Annotated in this window: 23 protein-coding genes and 1 other RNA gene; 14 read left to right on the top strand and 10 right to left on the bottom strand. The window is 59.2% G+C overall.

The features are described 5' to 3' along the window. Nucleotides 1-29: 29 nt before the first annotated feature. Entirely contained in the window at nucleotides 30-590 is a 561-nt protein-coding gene (gene grpE, locus AOA59_RS09720; RefSeq protein WP_099487057.1) for a nucleotide exchange factor GrpE, read from the bottom strand. A gap of 254 nt (nucleotides 591-844) precedes the next feature. On the opposite strand from grpE, the gene recN reads away from it, so the two are divergent. After that, entirely contained in the window at nucleotides 845-2,518 is a 1,674-nt protein-coding gene (recN, locus tag AOA59_RS09725; RefSeq protein WP_099487059.1) for a DNA repair protein RecN, read from the top strand. 98 nt (nucleotides 2,519-2,616) lie between these two features. On the opposite strand, the gene fur is transcribed toward recN, so the two are convergent. Next, nucleotides 2,617-3,021: a ferric iron uptake transcriptional regulator gene (fur, locus tag AOA59_RS09730; protein WP_017139266.1), complete on the bottom strand. Its 405-nt coding sequence runs from the start codon at nucleotides 3,019-3,021 to the stop codon at nucleotides 2,617-2,619. 98 nt (nucleotides 3,022-3,119) lie between these two features. Here fur and AOA59_RS09735 point away from each other — a divergent pair, with 98 nt between their 5' ends. Continuing rightward, nucleotides 3,120-3,647, top strand: a complete 528-nt coding sequence (locus AOA59_RS09735) for an outer membrane protein assembly factor BamE (protein WP_017139267.1) — start codon at nucleotides 3,120-3,122, stop codon at nucleotides 3,645-3,647. A 63-nt stretch (nucleotides 3,648-3,710) separates the two neighbouring features. Here the strand turns inward: AOA59_RS09735 and AOA59_RS09740 are convergent, their stop codons facing one another. Together AOA59_RS09740 and AOA59_RS09745 are read right to left on the bottom strand one after the other, a co-directional pair. After that, nucleotides 3,711-4,013, bottom strand: a complete 303-nt coding sequence (locus tag AOA59_RS09740; RefSeq protein WP_099487061.1) for an RnfH family protein — start codon at nucleotides 4,011-4,013, stop codon at nucleotides 3,711-3,713. After that, nucleotides 4,006-4,440 carry a type II toxin-antitoxin system RatA family toxin gene (locus tag AOA59_RS09745; protein ID WP_005791512.1) on the bottom strand — a complete coding sequence of 145 codons (435 nt, stop codon included), beginning with the start codon at nucleotides 4,438-4,440 and terminating at the stop codon, nucleotides 4,006-4,008. The genes AOA59_RS09740 and AOA59_RS09745 overlap by 8 nt, the downstream gene beginning before the upstream one ends. 167 nt (nucleotides 4,441-4,607) lie before the next feature. On the opposite strand from AOA59_RS09745, the gene smpB reads away from it, so the two are divergent. Further along, a complete protein-coding gene (smpB, locus tag AOA59_RS09750) occupies nucleotides 4,608-5,090 on the top strand; it encodes an SsrA-binding protein SmpB (protein ID WP_003176160.1) in 483 nt (160 codons plus the stop codon). A 28-nt stretch (nucleotides 5,091-5,118) separates the two neighbouring features. On the opposite strand, the gene AOA59_RS09755 is transcribed toward smpB, so the two are convergent. Beyond that, nucleotides 5,119-5,886 (bottom strand): GntR family transcriptional regulator, encoded by a 768-nt coding sequence (locus tag AOA59_RS09755; RefSeq protein WP_017139269.1) that lies wholly within the window; start codon nucleotides 5,884-5,886, stop codon nucleotides 5,119-5,121. 252 nt (nucleotides 5,887-6,138) lie between these two features. On the opposite strand from AOA59_RS09755, the gene AOA59_RS09760 reads away from it, so the two are divergent. The 6 genes from AOA59_RS09760 (at nucleotide 6,139) to AOA59_RS09785 (ending at nucleotide 12,760) form a co-directional block, all read left to right on the top strand. After that, nucleotides 6,139-7,833 (top strand): lactate permease LctP family transporter, encoded by a 1,695-nt coding sequence (locus AOA59_RS09760; protein WP_099487062.1) that lies wholly within the window; start codon nucleotides 6,139-6,141, stop codon nucleotides 7,831-7,833. Between the two features lie 72 nt (nucleotides 7,834-7,905). Next, nucleotides 7,906-10,728, top strand: a complete 2,823-nt coding sequence (locus AOA59_RS09765; protein WP_099487064.1) for an FAD-binding and (Fe-S)-binding domain-containing protein — start codon at nucleotides 7,906-7,908, stop codon at nucleotides 10,726-10,728. A gap of 125 nt (nucleotides 10,729-10,853) precedes the next feature. After that, nucleotides 10,854-11,132, top strand: a complete 279-nt coding sequence (locus AOA59_RS09770; protein WP_099487066.1) for a hypothetical protein — start codon at nucleotides 10,854-10,856, stop codon at nucleotides 11,130-11,132. 104 nt (nucleotides 11,133-11,236) lie between these two features. Further along, nucleotides 11,237-11,633, top strand: a transfer-messenger RNA (tmRNA) gene (ssrA, locus tag AOA59_RS09775). A gap of 381 nt (nucleotides 11,634-12,014) precedes the next feature. Next, entirely contained in the window at nucleotides 12,015-12,275 is a 261-nt protein-coding gene (locus tag AOA59_RS09780) for a DUF6124 family protein (protein ID WP_099487068.1), read from the top strand. Nucleotides 12,276-12,457: 182 nt separating this feature from the next. After that, nucleotides 12,458-12,760, top strand: coding sequence for a hypothetical protein (locus AOA59_RS09785; protein ID WP_143522770.1), 303 nt, complete (start codon nucleotides 12,458-12,460; stop codon nucleotides 12,758-12,760). A 188-nt stretch (nucleotides 12,761-12,948) separates the two neighbouring features. On the opposite strand, the gene AOA59_RS09790 is transcribed toward AOA59_RS09785, so the two are convergent. Next, entirely contained in the window at nucleotides 12,949-13,722 is a 774-nt protein-coding gene (locus AOA59_RS09790; RefSeq protein WP_099487071.1) for an SDR family oxidoreductase, read from the bottom strand. A gap of 222 nt (nucleotides 13,723-13,944) precedes the next feature. Here AOA59_RS09790 and AOA59_RS09795 point away from each other — a divergent pair, with 222 nt between their 5' ends. Next, complete coding sequence (locus AOA59_RS09795; RefSeq protein ID WP_099487073.1) at nucleotides 13,945-14,826, top strand: LysR family transcriptional regulator; 882 nt, start codon at nucleotides 13,945-13,947, stop codon at nucleotides 14,824-14,826. A 172-nt stretch (nucleotides 14,827-14,998) separates the two neighbouring features. Here the strand turns inward: AOA59_RS09795 and AOA59_RS09800 are convergent, their stop codons facing one another. Continuing rightward, nucleotides 14,999-16,165 carry an MFS transporter gene (locus tag AOA59_RS09800; protein WP_099487075.1) on the bottom strand — a complete coding sequence of 389 codons (1,167 nt, stop codon included), beginning with the start codon at nucleotides 16,163-16,165 and terminating at the stop codon, nucleotides 14,999-15,001. A 231-nt stretch (nucleotides 16,166-16,396) separates the two neighbouring features. Between AOA59_RS09800 and AOA59_RS09805 the strand changes: the two genes are divergently transcribed. Next, nucleotides 16,397-17,422, top strand: coding sequence for a hypothetical protein (locus AOA59_RS09805; RefSeq protein ID WP_099487077.1), 1,026 nt, complete (start codon nucleotides 16,397-16,399; stop codon nucleotides 17,420-17,422). 127 nt (nucleotides 17,423-17,549) lie between these two features. Beyond that, entirely contained in the window at nucleotides 17,550-18,986 is a 1,437-nt protein-coding gene (locus AOA59_RS09810) for a glycosyltransferase family 39 protein (protein WP_099487079.1), read from the top strand. A 15-nt stretch (nucleotides 18,987-19,001) separates the two neighbouring features. Here the strand turns inward: AOA59_RS09810 and AOA59_RS09815 are convergent, their stop codons facing one another. After that, nucleotides 19,002-19,490, bottom strand: a complete 489-nt coding sequence (locus AOA59_RS09815) for a TIGR00645 family protein (RefSeq protein WP_099487081.1) — start codon at nucleotides 19,488-19,490, stop codon at nucleotides 19,002-19,004. 162 nt (nucleotides 19,491-19,652) lie between these two features. On the opposite strand from AOA59_RS09815, the gene AOA59_RS09820 reads away from it, so the two are divergent. Next, entirely contained in the window at nucleotides 19,653-21,476 is a 1,824-nt protein-coding gene (locus AOA59_RS09820; RefSeq protein WP_099487082.1) for a hypothetical protein, read from the top strand. 113 nt (nucleotides 21,477-21,589) lie between these two features. Here AOA59_RS09820 and AOA59_RS09825 read toward each other — a convergent pair whose 3' ends face one another. Continuing rightward, the gene (locus AOA59_RS09825) at nucleotides 21,590-21,907 is read right to left on the bottom strand and encodes a hypothetical protein (protein WP_065911150.1); all 318 of its coding nucleotides are present in this window, start codon (nucleotides 21,905-21,907) and stop codon (nucleotides 21,590-21,592) included. Nucleotides 21,908-22,207: 300 nt separating this feature from the next. Next, a complete protein-coding gene (locus AOA59_RS09830) occupies nucleotides 22,208-24,646 on the bottom strand; it encodes a Lon protease family protein (RefSeq protein ID WP_099487084.1) in 2,439 nt (812 codons plus the stop codon). Nucleotides 24,647-24,926: 280 nt separating this feature from the next. Between AOA59_RS09830 and AOA59_RS09835 the strand changes: the two genes are divergently transcribed. After that, nucleotides 24,927-25,415, top strand: a complete 489-nt coding sequence (locus AOA59_RS09835; protein WP_017139294.1) for a DUF3015 domain-containing protein — start codon at nucleotides 24,927-24,929, stop codon at nucleotides 25,413-25,415. Nucleotides 25,416-25,426: the final 11 nt, after the last annotated feature.

Here is a 25,426-nt window from a genome sequence, read left to right on the forward strand (position 1 = left end):
ACTTATAGATGGGGCCGTTACGACTGATTTCAAGCCTGCTCATCAATAGAAGGTGCAACGGGTGCAGGAGCCTTGCTCACCACCACCATCGCCGGGCGCAACAAACGACCGTTCAGCACATAACCTTTCTGGAACACTTTCAAAACACTGTTGGGCTCCAGGTCATGGCTTTCCTGCATGGCCATGGCTTGGTGATGCTCAGCATTGAACGGCTCACCGCCTTGTGGATCGATGGCTTCCAACTGATAACGCTTCAGGGTGTCCTGGAACATTTTCAGGGTCAGCTCGATCCCTTCGCGCATCGGACGGATGTTTTCGTCGTCCGGGTTGGACAACTCAAGGCCACGCTCCAGGCTGTCGATAATCGGCAGCAGGTCATTGGCGAATTTTTCCAGCGCGAATTTGTGAGCCTTTTCGACATCCTGCTCGGCACGGCGGCGGACGTTCTGCAGATCGGCGGCAACACGCAAAGATTGATCCTGCGCAGCGGCCAATTGCTCTTCGAGCACTTGCACACGAGTCGCCAGTTCATCACCGGCAGCCGAATTGGCGTCTGGAGTTTGCGTATCCTGCGTCTGTTCGTCAGCCATAGATTTCTCCTTTCAAAATCATGCGCGAACTCAACTCGCGCTTCTGTTCCGGTATATGGGGCCACAATTTCCAGGTTCAAGGGCGCAGGCGTTACCAAAAGTCTTTCAGTTGCTCTGGATCAATTCCGGCAGCGTCATTGCGCTTTGCGCTAAAAAATACTTCTTCTCAAGCAAATTGAGCTAAGCATCAGGATTGTCAGCCCCAAACAAAACACTGTATAAATAACCAGACCTAAAGCCTGGGAGCGGCCGTCATGCTGGTGCACCTATCCGTACATAACTACGCCATCGTTGAACACCTGGACCTCGAACTGGATCGCGGGATGAGCGTAATCACAGGCGAAACCGGCGCCGGCAAATCGATCATGCTCGACGCCCTGGGCCTGACCCTGGGCGACCGCGCCGACAGTGGCGTGGTACGCCCAGGCGCAGACAAGGCCGATATCCTCGCCACTTTCGACCTCGCCGATATTCCCGAAGCCGAGGCCTGGCTGGCCGAGCGCGACCTTAATAATGAAGGCCCGTGCATCCTGCGCCGCGTCATCACGGCGGAAGGTCGTTCACGCGGCTACATCAATGGCACACCCTGCCCGCTCGGCGATTTAAAGGCACTGGGCGAGTTGCTGATCGATATCCACAGCCAGCACGAACACCAATCACTGCTCAAAACCGACACCCATCGCCGCCTGCTCGACGAATACGCCGGTGCCACCGACCTGGCGCGCCAGGTGCAACTTGCCGCCCAGCGCTGGAGGCAAACCCGCCAGGAGCTGGAGCGACTCTCCAACTCCGGCGACGAACAACGTGCTCGCCATCAACTGCTCAGCTATCAGCTTGAAGAGCTGGAAAGCCTGGGCCTTGGCGAAACCGAGCTGGAGCAACTGGAGCAGGAACACAAGAACCTGACCAACGCCGAAACCCTGCTGGGTATCTGCCGGCAAGTGGTGGAGCAATGCAGCGAAAGTGATTCGGGCAATGTACTCAACGCACTCACCGCCAGCCTCAATCGCCTATCGAGCGTGAACAGCGGGTCGGGCTCCTTGAGCGAGGCCACAACCTTGCTCACCAGTGCGCAGATCCAGGTAGAAGAAGCCGTTGGCGAACTCAATCGCTTCCTCGATCACTTCGACGCCGACCCGGCGCGCCTGCAGGAAATCGAAGAGCGCCTGGACACTATCTATACCCTGGCGCGCAAACACCGCATCCAGCCGACCGAAGTGGCGACGCTGCAGCAAAAGCTGCTGGATGAAATCGAAACCCTCAACGCCAACGACGAGTCGATTGAACGGCTGGGCGATGAACTCGCCTCCTTCGCCCGCCACTACCAGGAAAAGGCCCGCGAACTCAGCGACCTGCGCCAGCAAGCCGCTACCAGCCTGGCCAGCGCCGTGGAGCAGGAAATTCAACGCCTGGGCATGCCCGGCGGGCGCTTCACCATTGAGCTGCACGCCAACACCAGCAACGAGTTGCAACCCCATGGCCTGGAACAGGTGGAGCTGCTGGTCAGCGCCAACCCTGGCCAGCCGCTTAAGGCACTGGCGAAAGTGGCCTCCGGTGGTGAGCTGTCGCGGATCAGCCTGGCGATTCAGGTGATTACCGCCCAGACCTCACGGGTACCCACGTTGGTATTCGACGAAGTGGACGTGGGGATCGGCGGGCCGACGGCGGAGATTGTCGGCCAACTGCTGCGCCGCCTTGGCGAACGTGGCCAGGTGCTCACCGTGACTCACTTGCCGCAAGTGGCCGCCCAAGGGCATCAGCATTTATTTGTACACAAAGTGCGCGGCAGCGATGCGACGCATACGGCCGTGTCCAAACTGAATAAATCGGAGCGGGTAGAAGAAGTGGCGCGGATGTTGGGCGGCATCGACCTGACGAAAGAATCCCTGGCCCACGCGAAGAAAATGGTGGTGGCTGCCAAGGCCTGAATCGAGCTTTTTTCGCTCTATTTTCTCTCTTATAGAAAGCACGAAGGCGACCCTGGGGTCGCCTTCTATCGTTTCACAGAGCAAATCTGTGTCGATTTTTACTTTTTCTTACGGATGTACAGGACCAGATTATGGTCCACCAAATCGAATCCATGCTGCTCAGCGATCTGGTGCTGGAGCTTCTCGATTTCCGGGCTGGTGAACTCGATAACCTCATTGGTATCCAGGTCAACCATGTGATCGTGATGACCACCGTCAGCCAATTCGAACACTGCATGACCGCCGTCGAAATTATGACGAACCACCAGCCCTGCGGCTTCAAACTGGGTCAGCACACGGTAAACCGTGGCCAGGCCAACGTCCTCGTTAGACTCCATCAGCGCCTTGTAAACATCCTCGGCACTCATGTGGCGCTGCTCAGCAGAATCGAGCATTTGTAGAATCTTGACTCGTGGCAGAGTCACTTTAAGACCGGCTTTGCGTAGTTCGCTATTTTCAACCATGGTTAGCTTTCTCGCGGATGCTGCTTCGCAGCTTCTCTTAATACGGGTATGATCGGCGTTTACGTTGTCCCAGCCAAGATAGTGGAAGTCGCCCACCGATGCAAAACACCAAGCTCTTGCTAACCAGTTTCACCCTTGTGGGACTGCTCGCACTCGCCGGTTGTTCATTCCCCGGGGTTTACAAAATCGACATCCAGCAGGGCAATGTCGTCACGCAGGACATGATAGACCAGTTACGCCCGGGAATGACCCGACGGCAAGTACGGTTTATTATGGGCAACCCCCTGCTGACCGACACTTTTCATGCCGATCGCTGGGATTATCTCTACAGCATCCAGCCAGGTGGCGGTGAGCGCCAGCAGGAGCGCGTCAGTGTCATCTTCAATGGCAATGACCAGCTTGTGAGCCTGTCCGGTGACTTTATGCCCGGCGTAAGCCGTGATGAAGCCTTGCTCGGCAAGGACAACGGCACCAATGTGACTGCGCCAGCGCAGGAAGCAGAGAAGCCGAAGTCCGAAGTGCCGGCCAAGCCTGGCTCCTTGCTGGATCAGATCCAGAAGGACGTCGACGGCGTGCAGACCGTTCCTGTTCCGACGCCACAGCCTCTGGACACCAGCCCGCAGTAATTGTGCGGCGCTCGATAAAAAGCCCGGCATGCCGGGCTTTTTGTTGCCTGCCGATTGGCAGCCTTATGGGTTCTGTTGCCGGGCCAAGGCCGCCTTGGCCGCACGCAGCCTGCGCACTTCCTTGGGGTCTGCCAGTAAGGGCCGGTAAATCTCGATTCGATCACCTGGCTGCGCAACACGCACGTGCGCATCAGCGACCACTTTGCCGAATATGCCCAGCGGGCAATCCGCCAATACCAAGCCTGGAAATTGCTCAGCAATCCCCGACGCCAGCACGGCAGCTCTCAGACTAGTACCCGCAGGCACCGTCACCGTCAGCAAGACCTGGCGATCCTCGGCGGCGTACACCACTTCAATCTCAACCATGCAGTTGTTTGGCCCGCTGGCAGAATGCATCCACCAGGGTATTAGCCGCCTGGTTGAACAAAGGTCCCAAGGTCGCCCGCACAATCGGGCCGGCGTAATCAAAAGATAAGTCCAGGCTGATCTTGCAGGCCTTGTCGGTCAGCGCCTTGAATACCCATACCCCATGCAGCTGGGTGAACGGCCCTTCCTGCAGGTTCATCTCAATGGATTTGCCCGGCACCAGCACATTGCGCGTAACAAAATGCTGGCTAAGCCCACCCTTGGCTACCCCGACACTGGCGACCATATGCTCATCACTGCTTTCCAGCACTTCGGCGGTTGAGCACCAAGGCAGGAATTCCGGGTAACGCGCTACGTCATTGACCAGGTCATAGAGCGCCTGAGCCGGATAAGGCAATAAAGCCGAACGTTGAATATGCGTCGTCATGTGAGCGTTACTTCCACTGCTTGAGGCAAACATCGCGAAAGAACAGCCCGATCCGCGAGAGAAAAAAACCAGAGAACTGCCGGTATTGTCCGGGATTCGTCCAACACGCTCAAGCACGCAGGTTGACCGTAGCCGACACGCTCGCAACTCCCTATAATGCCGCCCCTATGGCTAAACAAAAGAAACACCCCACAGGGACCATCGCGCAAAATAAAAAGGCGCGACACGATTACTTCATCGAACATCGGTTCGAGGCTGGTCTGGTCCTGGCCGGCTGGGAAGTAAAAAGTCTGCGCGCCAGCAAGCTGCAACTGGTCGACAGCTACGTATTGCTCAAAGATGGCGAGGCATGGCTGCTGGGCAGTCATATCACCCCGCTGACCACCGCGAGCACCCACGTGATTGCCGACCCGGTGCGCACGCGCAAGCTGTTGCTCAACGCCCGCGAACTGGAAAAGCTCGCGGCCGCCGTACAGCAGAAAGGCTATGCCTGCATCTGCCTGTCCTGGTACTGGAGCAAACACCTGGTCAAGTGCGAGATCGCGCTGGGCAAGGGCAAGAAGGAATACGACAAGCGCGATACCGAGCGTGAGCGCGACTCCAACCGTGAGTTGCATCGCGCCGTGCGCAACAAGGGCAAGGAAGAGTAATCCTTGTAACGGTGTAGCCCCACGCGGGCTACATCCCTTTACGTCGCTCCGCCCGAGCCACGCGCTGGACCTCCTGACGCACCTCCTCCAACACTTCCTGCACATACAGCAGGTGACGTGTTGAAACTTCCCGCGCCTGCTCGGCGCGCCCTTCGATAATCGCCAAATACAAATCCCGATGCTGGCTGATCAACATGTCACGGGTTTCTGTGCGTTGCTGGTACATGCCACCGATATTGGTCACCACGTTACGCTTGAGCAAATCGAACAACCCACGAATGGTGTGCAGCAACACGGCGTTATGGCTGGCTTCAGCGATGGCCAGGTGAAACCGTGCATCCGCCGCGCCCTCTTCCAGCCGGCTGACTTCATCGGCGCGGGTGTAGCAATCCTGTAGCGCCTCAAACGCTGCAGTCAGCCGCTCGCGGTCGACCTCAGTGGCACGCAATGCGGCGTAGTAAGCGCAGGACGCTTCCAGGGTCTGACGAAACTCCAGCAAATCCCGCTGAGCCTCCGGGTTATTTTCCAGCAGGTGCAGCAACGGATCACTGAAGGTCGAACCCAGTGAGTCCGCCACATAGTTACCGCCGCCCTGACGGCTGACCAACAACCCCTTGGCCGCGAGCTTCTGGATCGCCTCCCGCAGCGAAGGGCGCGACACGCCAAACTGTTCAGCCAAAGCGCGCTCGGCTGGCAAGCGCTCGCCCGACTTGAGCGTGCCCTCGAGGATCATGCCCTCAAGCTGCTCGACAATATCGTCAGACAAACGGCGCTGACGCACCTGATCAAACCCCATAACTCACTCTCCACAAACCCGACCACTCGCCAGGCCCTCTATTCTCGCCTATCGCCGCGCTGGCGGCACCTATCAGAACGCCTTCGATTCACCCAACCAGAACACCTCACCCAAGCCGCTACGACCAAAGTTTCGTGGGCGGCAAATTGACACACCCCTGCCAAGGCTTTTACTCTAGCCGACAGCGACTGTAAATTGGTATTACCAATTATCCAAGCTGACCAAACAACAACAATCAGGGGCCACCCCATTATGCAAACCTGGCAACAGCTCTACAGCCCACTCGGCAGCCTCGGCCTGTCCGCACTGGCCGCCGTTATCCCGATCGTATTTTTCTTCCTGGCACTGGCGGTGTTCCGCCTCAAAGGCCACGTGGCAGGCAGCATCACCCTGGGGCTGTCGATCCTGGTGGCTATTTTTGCCTTCCAGATGCCGGTAGACATGGCCTTCGCCGCCGCCGGTTACGGGTTTGCCTACGGCTTGTGGCCCATTGCCTGGATCATCGTCGCCGCCGTATTCCTCTACAAACTGACGGTCAAGAGCGGGCAGTTTGAAATCATCCGCAGCTCGGTCCTGTCGATTACCGATGACCAGCGCTTGCAAGTGCTGTTGATTGGCTTCTGCTTCGGTGCCTTCCTCGAAGGTGCGGCCGGTTTCGGTGCACCCGTGGCGATTACTGCCGCGCTGCTGGTAGGCCTGGGTTTCAACCCGCTGTACGCCGCCGGCCTGTGCCTGATCGCCAACACCGCGCCGGTGGCGTTCGGCGCGCTGGGTATTCCGATTATCGTCGCCGGGCAAGTCACCGGTATCGACTCGTTCAAGATCGGCGCCATGGCCGGCCGCCAGTTGCCGCTGCTGTCATTGTTTGTGCCGTTCTGGCTGGTGTTCATGATGGACGGCCTGCGCGGCGTTCGCGAAACCTGGCCAGCCGCACTGGTAGCGGGCCTGAGTTTTGCCGTCACCCAATACTTCACCTCCAACTTCATCGGCCCGGAGCTGCCGGACATCACCTCGGCCCTGGCCAGCCTGGTAGCGCTGACCCTGTTCCTGAAAGTCTGGCAGCCCAAACGCAGCGCCGGCGCACAAATTGCCGGCGCCACCTCCGCCGCAGCGGTTACCGCCAGCGCAGGCGGCTTTGGTCAGCCACGCCAAACCGTCGCCTCGCCTTACAGCCTGGGGCAGATCTTCAAAGCCTGGTCGCCGTTCCTGATCCTCACCGTGCTGGTCACTATCTGGACGCTCAAGCCGTTCAAGGCGATGTTCGCCGCCGGCGGTTCGATGTACAGCTGGGTGTTCAACTTCGCGATCCCGCACCTGGATCAATTGGTGATCAAGGTCGCCCCGATCGTCACCAACCCCACGGCGATTCCGGCCGTGTTCAAGCTGGACCCGATTTCAGCCACCGGCACGGCGATTTTCTTCTCGGCACTGATTTCGATGCTGGTTCTGAAAATCGACATCAAGACTGGTCTTACCACTTTAAAAGAGACCTTCTACGAACTGCGCTGGCCGATCCTGTCGATTGGCATGGTGTTGGCGTTCGCCTTCGTCACCAACTACTCCGGCATGTCCTCGACCATGGCCCTGGTATTGGCCGGCACCGGCGCTGCGTTCCCGTTCTTCTCGCCGTTCCTCGGCTGGCTGGGGGTTTTCCTGACAGGCTCCGACACCTCGTCCAACGCCCTGTTCAGCTCGCTGCAAGCCACCACGGCGCATCAGATCGGCGTCAACGACACCTTGCTGGTCGCAGCCAACACCAGCGGCGGCGTGACCGGCAAGATGATCTCGCCACAATCGATTGCCGTGGCCTGCGCCGCCACCGGCCTGGTGGGCAAAGAGTCCGACCTGTTCCGCTTTACCCTCAAGCACAGCCTGTTTTTTGCCACCATCGTCGGGCTGATCACGCTGGCGCAGGCCTACTGGTTCACCGGTATGCTGGTGCACTAAAAGCCTGCACGTAAGTAGGGTAAGAATCGACGCCGGACAACGGTTCCGGCGTCAGCTATTTCTGGAGGACCGATGAGCCTGCCTGCTGCTTTCCTGAGCGACGTCGCACAACTGATCCCGAAAGATCGTCACTTCGACGACCCTCTTTCCACCCTCGCCTTCGGCACTGACGCCAGCTTTTACCGACTGATCCCACAGCTGGTGGTTCGCGTGGAGTCGGAAGACGAAGTCGTGGCGCTTTTGCACTTGGCCCAACGCGACCGCGTATCCGTGACCTTCCGCGCAGCCGGCACCAGCTTGTCCGGCCAGGCCATCAGCGACTCGGTACTGATCGTGCTGGGGGACAATTGGAATGGCCGAGAGATACGCGGCCAAGGCACGCAGATCCGCCTGCAACCCGGCGTGATCGGCGCCCAGGCCAATGCGTGGCTGGCGCCGTTCGGGCGCAAGATCGGCCCGGACCCGGCCTCGATCAACGCCTGCAAGATCGGCGGCATCGTTGCCAACAATGCCAGCGGCATGTGCTGCGGCACCGCGCAAAACACCTATCACACCCTGGCCGGCATCCGCCTGGTGCTGGCTGACGGCAGCCGCCTGGATACTGAGGACGCGGCCAGTGTCAGCGCCTTTCGCCGACAGCATGGCGAGTTGCTGGAGCGCTTGGCCACGCTGGGCCGGGAAACGCGGGCAAATGCCGAACTGGCTGCCAAAATCCGCCACAAATACCGTCTGAAAAACACCACGGGCCTGTCGCTCAACGCCCTGGTGGATTTCGATGAGCCCCTGGATATCCTCAGCCATCTGCTGGTGGGCTCCGAAGGCACCCTCGGTTTTATCAGCGCAGTGACCTACGACACCGTGATTGACCACCCGAACAAGGCCTCAGCGCTGATTGTGTTCCCGGATGTGGAAACCTGCTGCAATGCCGTAACGGTGCTCAAAACCCAACCCGTCTCCGCCGTTGAACTGCTGGACCGACGCAGCATGCGCTCGGTGCAGGACAAACCGGGCATGCCGGCTTTCGTACAGCAGTTATCGGAAAACGCCTGCGCGCTATTGATCGAATCCCGTGCCGCGTCGCCGTCACTGCTGCAGGAACAACTGGCGCTGATCATCGCCTCGCTGGCCGCTTTCCCGGTGGAAAAGCAGGTCGACTTCACCCAGGACCCGCTGGAGAATGCCCGCCTGTGGGCCATCCGCAAAGACACCTTCCCAGCCGTCGGCGCCGTGCGTAAAACCGGCACCACGGTGATCATCGAAGACGTGACCTTCCCGGTCGAGCAACTGGCCATCGGCGTAAACCGTTTAATCGAGCTGTTCGACAAACATCACTACGACGAAGCCATCCTTTTCGGACACGCCCTGGAAGGCAATCTGCACTTCGTCTTCACCCAAGGCTTCAACAGCGCGGAAGAAGTCGCACGCTACCAAGCGTTCATGGACGATGTGGCGCAGCTTGTGGCGGTGGAATTCGGCGGGTCACTGAAAGCCGAACACGGCACCGGCCGTAATATGGCGCCCTTCGTCGAGCTGGAATGGGGCAGCGATGCCTACCAGTTGATGTGGCAGCTCAAACGCCTGCTCGACCCCAACGGCATTCTTAACCCTGACGTAGTGCTGAGCGAAGACCCGCAAATCCACCTCAAGCACCTCAAACCACTGCCCGCCGCCGACGAGCTTGTGGATAAGTGCATCGAGTGTGGTTTCTGTGAGCCGGTGTGCCCTTCCAAAGGCCTGACGCTCAGCCCGCGCCAGCGCATCGTGATCTGGCGCGATATCCAGGCAAAGAGACGTGCAGGCGTCGATACCACCGAACTGGAAGCGGCCTACCACTACCAAGGCATCGACACCTGCGCCGCCACCGGCTTGTGCGCGCAACGCTGCCCGGTGGGCATCAATACCGGCGACCTGGTGAAAAAGCTGCGCGCCCGCGACGCCGACCGTACGAAAACCGCCGATTGGCTGGCCGGCCATTTCGCCACGGCCATGCAAGGTGCGCGTTTTACCCTGCATGTGGCCAATGGCGCGCGCATGCTGCTGGGCGCGCCCCGCCTGGCGAAGCTCTCGGCCAAAATCACACAGCTGTCCAAAGGGCAGATTCCGCAGTGGACCAACGCCATGCCGCAGCCGGAAAAAGCCATCCGCTTCAGCCCGGCAGTGAATGACGAGCGCCCGCGCGTGGTTTACCTGGCCGCCTGCGTCTCACGCGCCATGGGCCCATCAGCCGACGATAAAGAGCAAACGTCGCTGTACGACAAAACCCGCGGCCTGCTGGAAAAAGCCGGTTACCAAGTCGTGTTCCCCGACAACCAGGACAGCCTGTGCTGCGGCCAGCCATTCGCCTCCAAAGGCTACGCCGAACAAGCCGAGCACAAACGCCAGGAGCTGATCGGCGCCCTGCTCCACGCCAGCCGTGGCGGCCTCGACCCGATCTACTGCGACACCAGCCCCTGCACCCTGCGGCTGGTGCAAGACCTCGGCGAAACCCGCCTGGACCTCTACGACCCGGTGCGCTTTATCCGCACCCACCTGATGGACCGTCTCGACTTCACCCCACAAGAAGCCCCCATCGCCGTGCACGTCACCTGCAGCACCCAGCATCTGGGCGAAAGCCAGGCCTTGATCGACCTTGCGCGGCGCTGCGCCACCACCGTGGTGATCCCGGAAGGCATTCACTGCTGTGGCTTTGCCGGCGACAAAGGCTTCACCACCCCGGAACTCAACGCCCACTCACTGCGCTCGCTCAAGGACGCGGTGCAACATTGCAGCGAAGGCATTTCCACCAGCCGCACCTGCGAGATCGGCCTGAGCCAGCATGGCGGCATCGACTACCACGGCCTGGTGTACCTCGTGGACCGCGTCACCCAGGCCCGCGCCCATGAAACCTGCAAATAAAACAGAACCCCTGCGTGCCGGCGCAGTCATTTGAATAGGCCTCGGCGAACGAGGCTCACCCGTGACCTCGCTGGCTGCCCCGCCTCGGCGCAGCATCGAGCCTTATTTGCTCAAGGAGATACCCCATGAAGCGTACTGCTCTTGCTGGCGTGTTCATCACCGCCGCAATGTTGGCCTCGCCTGTTTTTGCTGCCGGCGAGACGGACCTGTGCAAAATCAACCTGGATAAAATCAACAACGGCCAAGCCCTGCTCGCCACCGACACCAGTGGCAAAAAGGGCGAAATCGACACCGCCGTGTCCCAGGCCAAAGCCGCGCACGCCGCTGGCGATGACAAAAAATGCATCGAGATCACCTCCAAGGCCCTGCAAGATCTGCAGAACGGCGACAAAGGCGGCCAATAAGCGGCTCACTCGCTGAGGGCCAACCTTCGGGTTGGCCTTCCGTGACGGTTTGGCGTACACTGCACAGGCTTGTCACTCACTAAGAAACAACGAGTTACAAGCACGGGGCCGTTTAGGATTCGACGCCGGTCGCGAAACTTTAGGTGCATGCCGAGTTGGTAACAGAACTCGTAAATCCACTGTTGCAACTTCTTATAGTTGCCAATGACGAAAACTACGGCCAGGAATTCGCTCTCGCTGCGTAAGCAGCCTTAGCCCTGAGCTTCTGGTACCTTCGGGTCCAGCAATCACCAGGGGATGTCTGTAAACCCAAAGTGATTGTCATATAGAACAGAATCGCCGTGCAGTACGTTGTGGACGAAGCGGCTAAAACTTACACAACTCGCCCAAAGCACCCTGCCCTTCGGGTCGCTGAGGGTTAACTTAATAGAAACGGCTACGCATGTAGTACCGACAGCGGAGTACTGGCGGACGGGGGTTCAAATCCCCCCGGCTCCACCAATTCGAAGCATCGACAAAACCCGCCTAGTGCGGGTTTTGTTGTTTCTGGAGGCTGGAAAGCCCAGCCGGCGGGCCTTCGGATTTTTCCTTCAAGATATCGCGCCGTTGGTGAACTGTCCCAACCTCACCTATACGGCTAACCTCCTCCCGTCGCTGCTCATCAGCGACCGGCTTTGACAGGCCGAAAAGTGTAACCTTTCACACCCCATGATTTAACGGCATGCTTCACGCATCCCGTCTCGTTCATGGCGGCTGTGCGTGGGGCATCTTCGGGTGCGCCGGGTTCCTACACTTCCGGTCTGTCAACCCGCGTACAGCTGCCACCCAATCCTGTTTGACAGCAGGGGGCGGCAGCTCCTTAAACAGTGTGGGAGCTTCATCATGAAAAAAATCACCCCCAATCCTCCGGCGAGTATTTTCTCGGTCGCTCAAGACATCGACCCCGAAACGCTCTTGGTTCAAGCCAGCGAAACTCTGGCCTCGCTGAACGCTATCACCACTGACCTGGCTTTCGAGCTCGAGGGTGAAAACCGTCAGAAGCTTTTGGGTAGCCAACAATTAATCGTGCTGGGTGAATTACTGATCGAGCGGGCGCTGGTCGTACTGCACCCCACGACCGACACATCACCGCCCCCGCAGTAGCAAAAATCAAAAGGCCGAGTCGCTATGCAGCAACTCGGCCTTAAGAATCTTCGGCCCTCGGCTTACCTTCGCTCACTCGAAATTAACCTGCTCAACCACGCCAACCGCTCAACTGTTGCCGATCTTAAAATTAAACTCATGTGGATAAACGCTTGGTCCAACCCTGTAGCCTTTAGCGAACGATGTTTACCTCCCGCTATACGAGGAAGCGCTCATGGGTCAGTCCAGCGAAAGTCGTGTTGCCGCAGGAGAATATCGAAGTCTCACTGGCTGCCGAAAAAGTGGAACTTGATGCATGGCTTGATTTATTCGAGGCGGCGCCTGCCCCCGTGCGTGCTGCTTTCGAATTAGCCAGTATCAGGATCGGCGCAATGGGACTGCTGGCTAGCCGAGGCATTCCAATCAACGAGTTCAATCGTGTCATGGGTGTCAACACTACAACGCTGTCAGAGGCTGATAGCGAGTTCGAATCGTCGCGTTTGTAAACCGAACGATCAGACCGATGCTGTAAAGGCATATTGCATGCCCAAGAGTCGCCCCCTCCCCCCAAGGCCTGGATTCAAAACAGGCCAGTACAGAGTCGGGTTATTAGCCTCTGCTAAGTTGCTGGGGAGGGCGTGCGCTGTTTGGGTGTTGGCAGTGTGTCGTCGGCCGTAATCAGACCGACGTGGTCTCACATCACGCTGGGCACCAAATTCTCTCCACCCGAGACTTCAATCACGGTGCCGGTCATGTAGCGATTGGTCATTAAGAACAGCGCAGCATGGGCAATATCGGCCGCCGTACCCGCGTGTCTCGCTGGAAAGTACTGGCGAACTTTCTCACGCAGGCCTTCGCGTTGATCTGCGGGCAGCGCGCTCCACATATCGGTGTCGACAAAACCCGGACGAATCGTATTCACCCGAATGGGCGCGAGCTCAAGCGCTAGTGAACCGGCCAATGCTTCTACTGCGATAAAAGCAGACGTCGGTGCGGTGAAACCGAGTTTTGGCCGAACGGCCGAGCCCCCGGTAAGGAAGGTGATCGTGCCGCCAGCCCTCAGGTGTGGCACCGCATACCGGGCGCAGGCCCAACTGCCGAGGAACTTGCCTTCGATGTAACTACGCACCCCTTGCATATCGGCATCCATAAAAGCGCCCCAAGTCCCGAAATCGGGAGCGGCCGTGATCGCCAAATGGTCGAAGGCGCCTATGCGATTGAAGGCCTCGCGCACATCGGCTTCGTTTCGTATGTCCAGGTTAATCTGTTCGAAATCAGCCAAATCCGGACGCTCCTGCAGGGATGTAATGCGGCGACTGGCGACCGTTACCGACGCGCCGGCCGCATGCGCCGCCTGAGCAATGCCGAGGCCCATCCCGGTTTTGCCGCCTACAACTACCACCCTTTTGCCTCGAAGGCTCAAGGAAGGGACGGAGTTTTGGTTCTGATCAATCACTTCGCTGCTCATGATTCTGTACCTATTCATTAGTGGATGTGTGTATGCAGTAACCGTCGCCGTGTAGCCGCTAGCCGTTAATCCGGTTACCTGACCGCACCAGCGACCGGCGATGAATCCATATTAATTAAGTTCCAATAAGGTGATAATCATCAAAAAACACATATGGTTTATTCATATTTAGAATGAATTGACTCATGTGTTGGAATCGCGCAGATAGCCTGGGAAATTTCAATGGACCGATTTCGTGAACTGACGGCGTTTGTAACCGTTGCTGAAATGGGCGGCTTTTCTGCTGCTGCCCGTCGACTGGGCGATTCGCAATCGGCCATCAGCAAATCCATCAGTGCCCTGGAAAAACGCCTGGGGGTGATGCTGTTCAACAGGAGCACGCGCAGCGTGACCCTCACCGATCAAGGCCGCCGATACTATGAACGGACCAAACCGCTGCTTGAGGAGATCGATGAAGCCGACGGTGAGCTGGCGAGTAGTGTCGGGGACGTGAGTGGTTTAGTTCGAATAGCGGCGCCGTCTACGTTCGGCCGGCTGCATGTGGTTGCGCTCATCCCGCAACTGCTGGCACTTCACCCGAATATCAAACTGGATGTTTGTCTGTCGGACAGTGTCCGGGATTTGGTTGATGATGGTATCGACCTCGCGATCAGAGTCAGCCCCAAGCATGATCCTGATTCGGTGGTGAAGCCCGTCGCGGCTACAACGCTGGTATGTGTCGGTTCTCGCCACTACTTTGATCGCTATGGCACGCCAGCTGTGCCCGAGGATCTGGCGCAACATAACTGCCTGATCTACAGCGACATGACGCAATGGCCATTCCAGGGGCCGGATGGACCGTTCACCGTTCCCGTGCAGGGCAATCTTTCTTCCAACAGTGTAGAAACCATTTTGGCCGCGGTGCTGGCGGGTGTCGGCGTTGGAATGTTCAATAGCGCCTCGTTGGTAGGGGATCTGCAGCATCCTGATATCGTGACGGTGTTAGCCAAGTTTATGAATTCATCGAGAGAAATAAGCCTGATATGGCCCCGGCGTCGGTTCGTTCCCGCAAGAGTCAGAGCAGTTACGGACTTCTTTGCCACACAGCTCGCGTTACGCCTGTGAGTCGCGGCACTAACCGAGCAATTGGAACTTTAAGCGTTGGCGTACCGCGTATCGCCAGGCAGGCGCGCGAACTTTCACGATAACGTTCACGCATCAAATGCCGCTGGTGGGCCACCGAAGTAGGCGCCGCCGGGCGCGGGTTTATTGCGCGCATCATGGCGTGTTCCAGGCATCACGGGCCGGGGCTTCTGCGCACCGTCAGCAGAGCGATGAAAAGCGCACCGGCGACCCCCACCGCTATCATCAACCCATGCCCACTCACATAAGAAACCATCCCCCCCGTAACAATCGGCCCCAACACACTCCCCAACGTATAAAACATCGCGATCGCCGTCATCGCCGTAGAAACCTGATGCTCCCCCACCCGATCTCCCGCTTCGATCACCGCCAGGGTGTTCATGCCGCCAATCGCCCCGCCCCACAGAAACACGATAAGCGTCGCCAACCAGGGAAGCGGCTGGCTGAACGGGATGGCGAATGTGCCCAGCAGCAAGACCAACCCGCAAACCAGTTGGCCGATTTTGTAGGAGCTGCGGTCGGCCATCCAGCCGATGGGCAGTTGCAGGAGGGTGCCGCCGATGCCGAAGACGGAGATCAGCAGGGTTGCGGCGGTGAGGAGGTAGCCGGCCGAGAGGCTGTAGCCGGCGAGGAAGGATACGGATGAGGTTTCGGCGAAGCCGGCGATAAATGCGCCGCAGAGTGCGGTGGGGATGAGGCTGAATAATTTGCCGTGGCGTTTTTCTGCCGGGGTTTGGGGTTGGGTGTCGTAGGGTTTGAGGGTGAGCGCCAGTAGGCCGGAGAGCAGGACGATGACGGCGCAGGCGTAGTATGGCGCGGCGCTGCCGACGCCGAAGACCACCAGCAGCAACGGGCCGACGGCGATGCCCAGGCCCATGAGGGTTTCGTGTACGCCGATCGCGCGGCCGCGTTCGTCTTTGGAGGCGACGGCGACGATCCAGGTGTCGCAGGCGATCCAGCGCAGGATCAGGCCGATACCGAGGACAAAATTCAGCGCAAAAATCAGCCCCAGGTGGTGGGTCAAGGTCATGCCGATCAATGCGCCCACGGTGAGCAGCGCACTGAGGATGTTGGTCTTGACCAGCCCCAGGTGGGCGAGCAAACGCGGCACCCATTTGTACAGCAGCAGGATCGCCAGCCAGGAGGCGCTGACGATCACGCCGATCTTGGCCGGCTCCACGCCTTGCTGTTCCAGCGACAACGAAAGCAGTGGCGTGACGGTGCCGATCTGCACGATCTGCGAGAGTGCCGAGAGGGTGTTGATCTTGGTCAGGGCAAACCAGCGCTGTTTGTCGGTGTATTCGATGATCGGACTTTCCATGGGTGAAAGGCCTTGGTTAAGCAGCAGTAGAACTGCCCGAACTGCCAAGGGGCAAAGTAGCGATTAGTACCCTGCCAACCTGCCAGGCACCAATATTGTTAATGACTAAGGATATAAAAACCGAGAGTTACCTTATCTAAAAAGAAGGTGTTTGAATCGCCCCAGGTTTCGTAGACACCTCATTCCCATTACCCTGACGTCCTTTATCAGACAACCGGAAGTCAGATACCCGTGCTCAAGCCCCTCGCCGTCATCGCCCTCGCCTTCACGCCCTTGCTCGCCAACGCCGCCGACCTTGCGGGCGTATGGCAAGGCACGCTGGGTAAATCCGCCATCACCGCCTGCTTCAACGGCGTCGACGGCGAGCAGGGCAGTTACTACTACCAGCGCATTCTCACGCCGATCCAACTGACCCAGGCGAGCGACAACGCGCCGTGGGTGGAGGCTGGCACTACCGGGTTCTGGCAGTTGGACAAACCCCAGGGCGATACGCTCGCGGGCACCTGGAGCAAAACCAAAGACGCCAACTCGTTGCCACTGGCCTTGAAACGCATCAGCACCGACGGCTGCGGCAGTGATGCCTACAACGCGCCCATGGAAGCCGCGCCGTTGCCGGTGAAGACCGAGAAGAAAAGCTTCGAAAACCACGCGTATCTGCTCAAGGCCCAAGGCGCGCAGGTCACGATCAAGCTTGCGGGCGACAGCCCGGCGATTCAGAAGATCAACCAGCAACTCGCTGCCATGGTTGTCAGCGATGAGGCGCAGGCGGACTACTTTCAGGAGCGCCGTGAGTACCTCCGGCGAAACGGCTCGGGCTACACCAGCGAAATCGACGTGGAGCCTATGTATTGGTCGTCGCAGTTCATCACCGTGAAGTTTTATCGCTGGGCGGCGGGCACTGGCGCGGGGGGCATCAGTTGGGGGCTGCACTCCTGGAACCTGCAAACCGGCGAACGTGTCGACCCGTGGACCTGGCTCGGCGGCCAACAACAAGGGTATGACATCTACTCCGGGCACGTGAAGTTGCCAGCCAGGTTCAGCGCCTGGCTGGCCAAACAAACCACCACCGACGAGGGCTGCCCGGCCATCACCAGCTACGACAGCTTCGACCTGAGCTTCAACACCCAAGGCTTGCAACTCGCCACACGTGCCACGGGCGACGGCTGCGACAATGACTTGAGCTTCACCTGGGCGCAATTGGAGCCGGTACTCACCGCGCAAGGCAAAGCGGCTTTGCCCAGCTTGAAACTGCCCTGAATATGGGGCTGAGCGAGCCTTACAAAAACCCCACATTCGTTCACGAAATGTTAAGAAACGGCTACCTATACTGACCGATTAACATGGCCGCTCCCCCGAGCGGTCCCCTGCTTCGGTAGCCAGAACCATGACGCGTCCCGCTCCTCTGCTGCTCTTTCTTCTCGCTGGTCTGTTGTTCTTCTTCGCCCTCGGCGGCCATGAGCTGCAAGGCTCCACTGAAGCCCGCGTCGCCGGGATCGCCATGGCCATGCACCTGGACAATGACTGGGTGATCCCGCGCCTGTTCCGCGAGCCCTTTCTGGAAAAACCACCCCTGAGCCTGTGGCTGGATGCCGGCGCCATTCGCCTGTTTGGCGGCACCACCTGGGCCGTGCGCCTGGCGTCGGCGTTTGCCGGGTTGTTCAGTGTGATGCTGTTTTACGCGATGCTGCGCAAGTTCGGGCGACCGCAAACCCTGGCGTTCTGCGCCGCGCTGATCCTGGCGACCATGGCCAGTTACTGGGGCAATGTGCGCGGCGTGGGCGAGGACTCGTTGCTCAGCCTCGGCGTGACCACAGCGCTGCTGGGGTTCTACCAGGCCGTGCGCACTGATCGCGAAGGCTCAAGCGGTTGGGCCTGGGCGATGTTTACCGTCGGCATGGTCATCGCCACCTTGAGCAAAGGCGTGCTGGGCCTGGCGATGCCGGGCATTGTGATTTTTGTGTATTTGCTCAGCACCAGCCTGATGGACAAACGCCTGCAACTGGGCAACTGGCTCAAGCCTGCGCTGTTCACCTTGCTGGCGCTGGTGCCGCTATTGATCTGGCTGGGCTTCCTGTTTCAGCGCGGCGGTATGCAGTCGGTGGCGGAAGTGCTGTGGACCAACAGCGTCGGGCGCTTCAGCGGCTCCTTCGTCGAAGCCGGGCATTACGAGCCGTTCTATTACTACATCGCCAAGCTGCCCGAGGCTTTCCTGCCGTGGAATATCCTGGTGTACCTGGGCTTGTGGCACTTTCGCAAAAGCCTGGTGCGTAACCGCTACCGTCTGTTTTTCAGCGTGTGGCTGGTGGCGCAGTTCACCCTGCTGACCCTGGCGTCGAGCAAGCGTGTGGTTTACCTGATGGCACTCACGCCCGCTGCCGCCGTACTGGCGGCCGAATATGCCGGGGTGTTGCTGGAGTGGCTTAAAGCCAATAAACCGTCGATTTATCGCTACCACCGCAGGGTGATCGGCGGGGTTTTCACCCTGGCGATTGCCTGCTACCTGGCGGCGGCCTTCTGGTTTGCCCCCAAAGCCGACGTGCGCCAGTCGTTTGTGCCGGTGATCAGCCAGGTACAGGCCTACCAGGCACAAGGCAAAGACGTGGTGCTGTTCCAGCCCAACGAACGCATCGCCGGGGCCAGTGTGTTCTACCTGCAGGCCTACTTGCCGATCCTGCAAACCGAAGCCGAGTTGCGCACTTACCTCACAGCCAAACCCGGCAACGTGGCGCTGCTGGACCGTACTGAGCAACTGAGCGAGAAAGTAACGGTGATCAAGGAAATGGCGATCAACCGCCAGCCTTACTACTTCGTCGAGCAGTAAGGCCGGCGCTGCACATCAGTGCTTGGTGAGTTTGTCCAGGTAACCCATGGCAAACGCCGAGACCACGAAGGTCATGTGGATGATCACGTACCACATCAAATGCTGCGGATCGACGTTCTTGGCGTCCATGAAGATCCGCAGCAGGTGGATGGACGAAATCGCCACGATGGAGGCCGCCACTTTCATCTTCAGCGACGAAGAATCCATGGTGCCCAGCCAGTTGAGCTTTTCTTTGTTCTCATCGATATCCAGCTGCGAGACGAAGTTCTCGTAGCCGGAAATCATCACCATCACCAGCAAACCGCCGACCAGGGCCATGTCGATCAACGACAGCAGCAACAGGATCACTTCCGATTCCAGCATGCTGAAGATGTTGGGCAGGACGTGGATGATTTCCTGGAAGAACTTCAGCGCCAGGATCAGCAGGCCCAACGAAAGCCCCAGGTAGATCGGGGCCAGCAGCCAGCGCGAGGCGTACATCGTATTTTCGATAAAGCGTTCCATCAGATCTCACACAGCCAGGCTAAAAATGGCCGCGAGTATACCAGCCGCCTCCAAACAGCTGGAACCACGAGAAAACTGATCTGTACGGCATCTGTAAGAGAATTTTTCTGCTAGTGTCGAGTCCTCTCACTCGGCTTGATGATGTCGGACAGGAAGATTCAGATGACGGATGTGCGATCCCCTTTGGCCACCCTTGGCCTGTGTGCGGTGTTGCTGATGGCTGGCGGCTGCTCCCCGAAAGAAGAGCAGAAGCAGGCCACCCTCGAAGAGAAAACCGCAAAGTTCGAACAATCGCTGGACAGCATTCAAGACCCCAAACTCAGAGACGCCATCGCCGACCTCGGCGGCTCCCTGCTGTTGCTGGAACGGGCGCGGGTCAAGCTCGCCAACAAGCCTGTCGAAGCCGAATACGGCGAAGACACCCTGGCCCTGCTCACGCACTACCCCACGCCCCAGGCCCTGGTCGACACCTACATCAATGGCCTGTTCGTGCTGCGCAAAGCCTCGCACTCCGACTACCTGACCGATCTGCAGCCAGTGTTCCCGTTCAGTTTCAACAGTCCCGACCAGTTCCCCTTCCCCCACAGCCTGGAATGGCAGTCGGTGACCTTGAGCAACAATAAGGTCATCCCCTTCCAGCCGGAATGGTCGGAAACCGACCCGGGCATCCAGTTGAGCCCCAGCAGCTCCAACCTGACCAACCCCGATGACCTGACCGTCACCTACCCGTTTATCGAAGGCATCGAGACCGACAACAAGAGCCAGCCGCAGCCCGTCAGCCTCAAAGGCTCGGTTGAAGTGGTTGCGCCGGGCAAGGTGCTGACCTTCGACCTGTCGAAAAAAGACGTGGGCCACAAACGCACCGAGGGCACGGTCACCCTCAACCTGCTGTTGCTGGAGAAGAACTACGCCGAGATTGAACTGACCAACAGCGCACCGCTGGCGCCGGAAGTCGGTGACGAATCGCCCAACCCTTTGCTGGTGCAGGCACGCGACAGCACCGGGCAGTACCTGACCCGCTCGGGCTCGATCAACGAAAATGCCGCGCAAGTGGCGTTCTACGAGAAACAACTGGCCGAGATGCAGAAGCAGAAGGCCTGGTCGGATGACTTTGAGAAGCAACTTACCGACGAGCAAAAAGCCTTCGAGCACAAACAGAGCAGCCACTACGCCAAGGTGTATTTCAATGGCGTAATCGACACGTTGCAGGTCGATGTCCTGGACTTCTCCACCGCCACCCTCACCCGCAAAGACCTGGACCTGCCGGTGCAGCGCTTCGACAAGAACAGCCTGCAAAGCAGCGTACAAGCGCTGCCGATGCCGGTCACCGTGTACGACGACAGCGCCGCCAGTTGGCTTAAAGACGCCGCCATGACCGAGGACCAGCTGAAAAAAAGCGTGACCATCACCCAGTCGACCGAAGACGCCAGCGCGGCGAAAATCGTGTTTGACCACCCGTTCACGTTCAATGACGACCTGGTCGGCGCTGATCGCAACAACAGCGACGCACCCATCACCTTCTTCACGGCGGACGACAAAGGCGAGCGCGGCGAGCCGATTGAACTGCCCACCGAAGCTTTCGAGCTGAACGCCGGCAGCGGCACACTCACCTACGACCTCAACCTGTTCCCGGAAAACCCGGCCTTTGTGGTGGGCTCGGTGCCGCTGTTTTTGGCCACCATCGAGAAAAACACCCTGGATGCGAGCAAGCTGCCTAAAGGCTTGTCTCTCAAGGACAACGCACTGATCGTCGACCAAAAGGAATTCCCCGCCGACAGCTGGCGTTTCTACGCCAAGGACGCCAGCGGCAATTACCTCAAGGAAATCCTCGGCGTAAGCCACCGCGCCGAGGAATACGGCACGGCGCTGTTTGACGTGCATTACTTCTACGGCCAGCCCACCCGCCTGGAAAGCTACCAGCGCACCGACCTGGATACCGTGCAATACGGTTTTGAGGTCAAGCTGGATAAGCCCGAAGGCAAGTAACCGCAACGATCGTTCCCACGCTCCGCGTCACCTGCCCACGGCTTGAACCTGCGCTGGCTGCGGGACGCGGAGCGTCCGGGGCGGCATTCCCACGCAGAGCGTGGGAACGATCATCACAGCGCCAATCGCTCTCGCCCACCGTTGAGTTGGCGCAGATGCGCCTGCAGGTGCAGACACCAGATCTGCGGGTCATCGGCCAGCGCATAGCCGTGCAGGGTCAGGCTTTGCACAATCGACTCCAGAATGGTTTCTGCCACAAAAGGCCCATGGAACGGGCCTTGGGACTTCACGGTGGACGGCTGCTCGCCGGTCATGCCGGCGGCAAACAACAAGGTCCACATCCCGTTTTCCCCGGCGAGCGGGCGAATGGAGCATTCGATACGGGTGACCAGGCCCAGGCATTGGCGGGTAAGGCAAAGGCTGCGCGGCATGGCGGCGACCCTCGGTAGATCGGTGTTCAGCCCCAATCACGCGGCGAGGCTGTCTCTGTCCTGCGACTCCTGTGGATATCCCTTGAAGTGAGAATAGAAGAAAACCGGTGCAAACCAAGGTTGTAGGGACCAACGGGCGTTGGTCCCTGCAATGGGAGTCAAATTTGTGACGAAACACCGCCGATCAAATGTGGGAGCTGGCTTGCCTGCGATGACTGACGCATAGCCGACACTGTTGCTGGCTGACCCACCGCTATCGCAGGCAAGCCAGCTCCCACATTAACCGTGTTCCGGCGAAAGTCAGGTTGGCAGGGTTTGCGCCAACGCCTGCTGCGCCAACTCCTTCTCCGCCTCCTTCAAATCATCCTCACTGATCATCTCGGCAATCGCACGCAACCGCTCAACCACGCGCGCATTCACCGTGCCTTCGGGGAATTGCCCTTCTTCGTCCGGCTCACCGGCAGGCTCGCCCACCAGCAGGCTCAGCGCCTCGTCGGCCTGGCGCACGGCATAAATATGGAACTGCCCGTCGCGCACGGCTTGCAGCACCTTCTCATCGAGCATCAGCGTGGCCACGTTGGCCTGCGGGATGATCGCGCCCTGCTCGCCGGTCAAGCCGCGGGCTTCACAGAGGCGGAAGAAGCCTTCGATCTTCTCGTTGACCCCACCCACCGCCTGCACTTCACCGAACTGGTTGATCGAGCCGGTGATGGCAAAGCACTGCTTGAGCGGTGTTTTCGACAAGGCCGAAATCAAGGTGCACGCCTCGCCCAGAGACGCACTGTCGCCGTCCACGTAACCGTAGGACTGCTCCAGCGCGATACTCGCCGAGATCGCCAGCGGGAATTCCTGGGCATAACGACTGCCCAGGTAACCGGTGAGGATCATCACGCCCTTGGAGTGGATCGGCTGGCCGAGGTTAACTTCGCGCTCGATGTCGACAATGCCGCTGCCGCCGGGGTACACCGTGGCGGAAATCCGCGCCGGCACGCCGAACGCCGAATCACCGACTTCCAGCACCGTCAGCCCGTTGCACTTGCCCACTGCCGCACCGGCGGTGTCGATCAGGATGACCCCGGCGAGCATGTCGTCGAGAATCCGCGCCGATACTCGCCCGGTGCGCGTGGCCTTGGCCTTGAGCGCACGTTCGATATGGCCGGCATCGGTCATCTCGTCGCCCGCCAGGTGGCGGATAAAGTCCGCCTCGCTGACCAGTTGGAACAAGTCGCCAATGCGCGCCGACAAACGGCCCTGATGCTCTGCCAACCGAGCGCTGTAAGTGGCCAGCCGGGCCACCGCGTCCGAGGTCAGCGGCGCCATGCCTTCTTCCGAGGTGCGGGTTTTGAGCAACTGGGCGAACTGTTCCAGGCTTTCGTCGACCATCGGGATGTCTTCGTCGAAGTCCACCAGCACGCGGAACATCTCCTGGAAGTCCGGGTCGGCGTCCTGCAACGCGTAGTACAGCTGGCGCGAACCAATGATGATGACCTTGACCTGCAACGGGATCATCTGCGGGTTGAGGGTCACGGTGGCCAAGCGCCCCAGTTCACCCAGCGGTGACTCCATCTTCAGCTTGCGCGACTGCAAGGAACGCTTGAGCGCGTCCCACACAAACGGCTCGCTGAGCATTTTTTCGGCTTCCAGGATCAGGAAACCGCCATTGGCACGGTGCAACGCACCTGGGCGCAACTGGCGATAGGTGGTGTAGAGCGCGCCCTGGTCGGTGCTGTATTCAATACGGCCGAACAGGTTGTCGTAGGTCGGGTGCGGCTCAAACACCACCGGCGCGCCGCCGTTGACCGAGTGGCCCACCACCAGGCTTGGGCAATATTGCTCTTCGAGCAGTTTGCGCGCCTGGGCGTCGGTCTTGGCGTCGTCGACCAATTGCTCGACCACGGTTTTCAGCAGGTAGACCTGCATGGCTTGCAGGTAACCGCAAACGCCTGCGTTTTCTGCGTATTTTTCCGACAAGGGCGCCAGCAAAGGTTGCAGGGCCAGGGTGATGGTTTCTTCGTTGAATTGGCGCAGTTGGTTGTTGGACTCACGCTTCCACTGCGGCAGGCTGGCCAGTTCTTCGTTGAGGCGCTCTTCCAGCTCGGAAATATCCGTGTGGAAGCGCTCGCGATCGACTTCCGGCAGTTGCGAGAACTCAGCCTCATCCAGCGCCTTGCCGTCGAGCATCGGCGTGAAAGCGATGTTGGAGCTGTCGCGGTACAGCGCCACGTCTTTTTCCAGCGCCAGGCGCTCGATCACGTCCAAGGCCTTGTCGTAACGCTGGTTAAAGGCGCGGTCGATGGCGCTTTTGCGCTGTTGATAGGTCGGGTGTTCGAACACCGCCGGGAACGTGGCGACAAGGTTGTCGACCAAGGCGTTGATATCGGCGATGAACGCCGCCGCAGCGCCGCCCGGCAATTCCAGGGCACGCGGTTCGCGCGGCTCATCAAAATTGTTGACGTAGACCCAGTCCGCCGGGGTCTGCAGGCGTTTGCCTTCGGCTTTCAGGTAGCGTTTGACGAACGAAAAGCGGCCGGTACCGGGCTCGCCCATGACAAACACGTTGTAACCGGGGCGTGGCATCGCCACACCGAACTGCAACGCTTCTACTGCGCGTTCCTGGCCAAGCACACCGCGAAAGGGCTCCAAATCATTGGTGGTCGAGAAGCTGAACTGTTCAGCGGAGAAAGGGCGAGTCAGCGCTTCGGGCGCTAGACGCAAGCTGGCAGCAACAGGATCAGGCATCGGGCTTCCTTACATCAGGCGGGGCAGATGTCGGCATTCTGGCTCTCGCTGACGCGCTCTGGCAAGGCGAGGCTGTGGGAAAGCATAGACAGGGCATGCGTCTTACAAAAAAATCGCTGCCACGCTCGACAACCACACCGATTGTTTTATAAAAAATCACGGAACCCTGGGATCGTGCCTAAACTCCAAACTGCGCGGGTTGGACTAATAACTGGCCCCTAGGGCGCTGCGACGCGCCTGAACCCTTGTCCATTGGTTTGCACACAAAGAGAACAAAGCTATGAAACGGATCCTTCTTGGTACTCTCTTCACCGTTGTCTCCCTCAATGCAATGGCTGAATCGCCAGGTGGCCCGAACTGCGGTTGGGGCAACATGCTGTTCGAAGGCCAGCGCGGTACGCCTGCTCACTTCCTCGCTTCCACCACCAACGGCACCTCGGGTAACGCCACCTTCGGCATGACCTCGGGCACCAACGGTTGCAGCACCAACAGCGCCCTGACCTACGGCGGCAAGTCCTGGATTGCCATGAATGGCATGATGAACGAGCTGTCCGAAGACATGGCCAAAGGCAACGGCGAAGCGCTGACCACCTACGCGGTGGTACTGGGCGTTGCACCGGAAGATCGCGAGCACTTCGCGGCCGTGACCCACGAGCACTTCCAGCAGATCTTCAGCAAAGCTGACGTGACCGCCGACGACGTGCACAACAACACCCTGGCTGTACTGAAAAGCGATACCCGCCTGGCCAAATACGCTACCCAGGCTTAAGCTCGACTGGC

The organism is Pseudomonas sp. 2822-15 (assembly GCF_002742515.1).
Lineage (GTDB): Bacteria > Pseudomonadota > Gammaproteobacteria > Pseudomonadales > Pseudomonadaceae > Aquipseudomonas > Aquipseudomonas salomonii.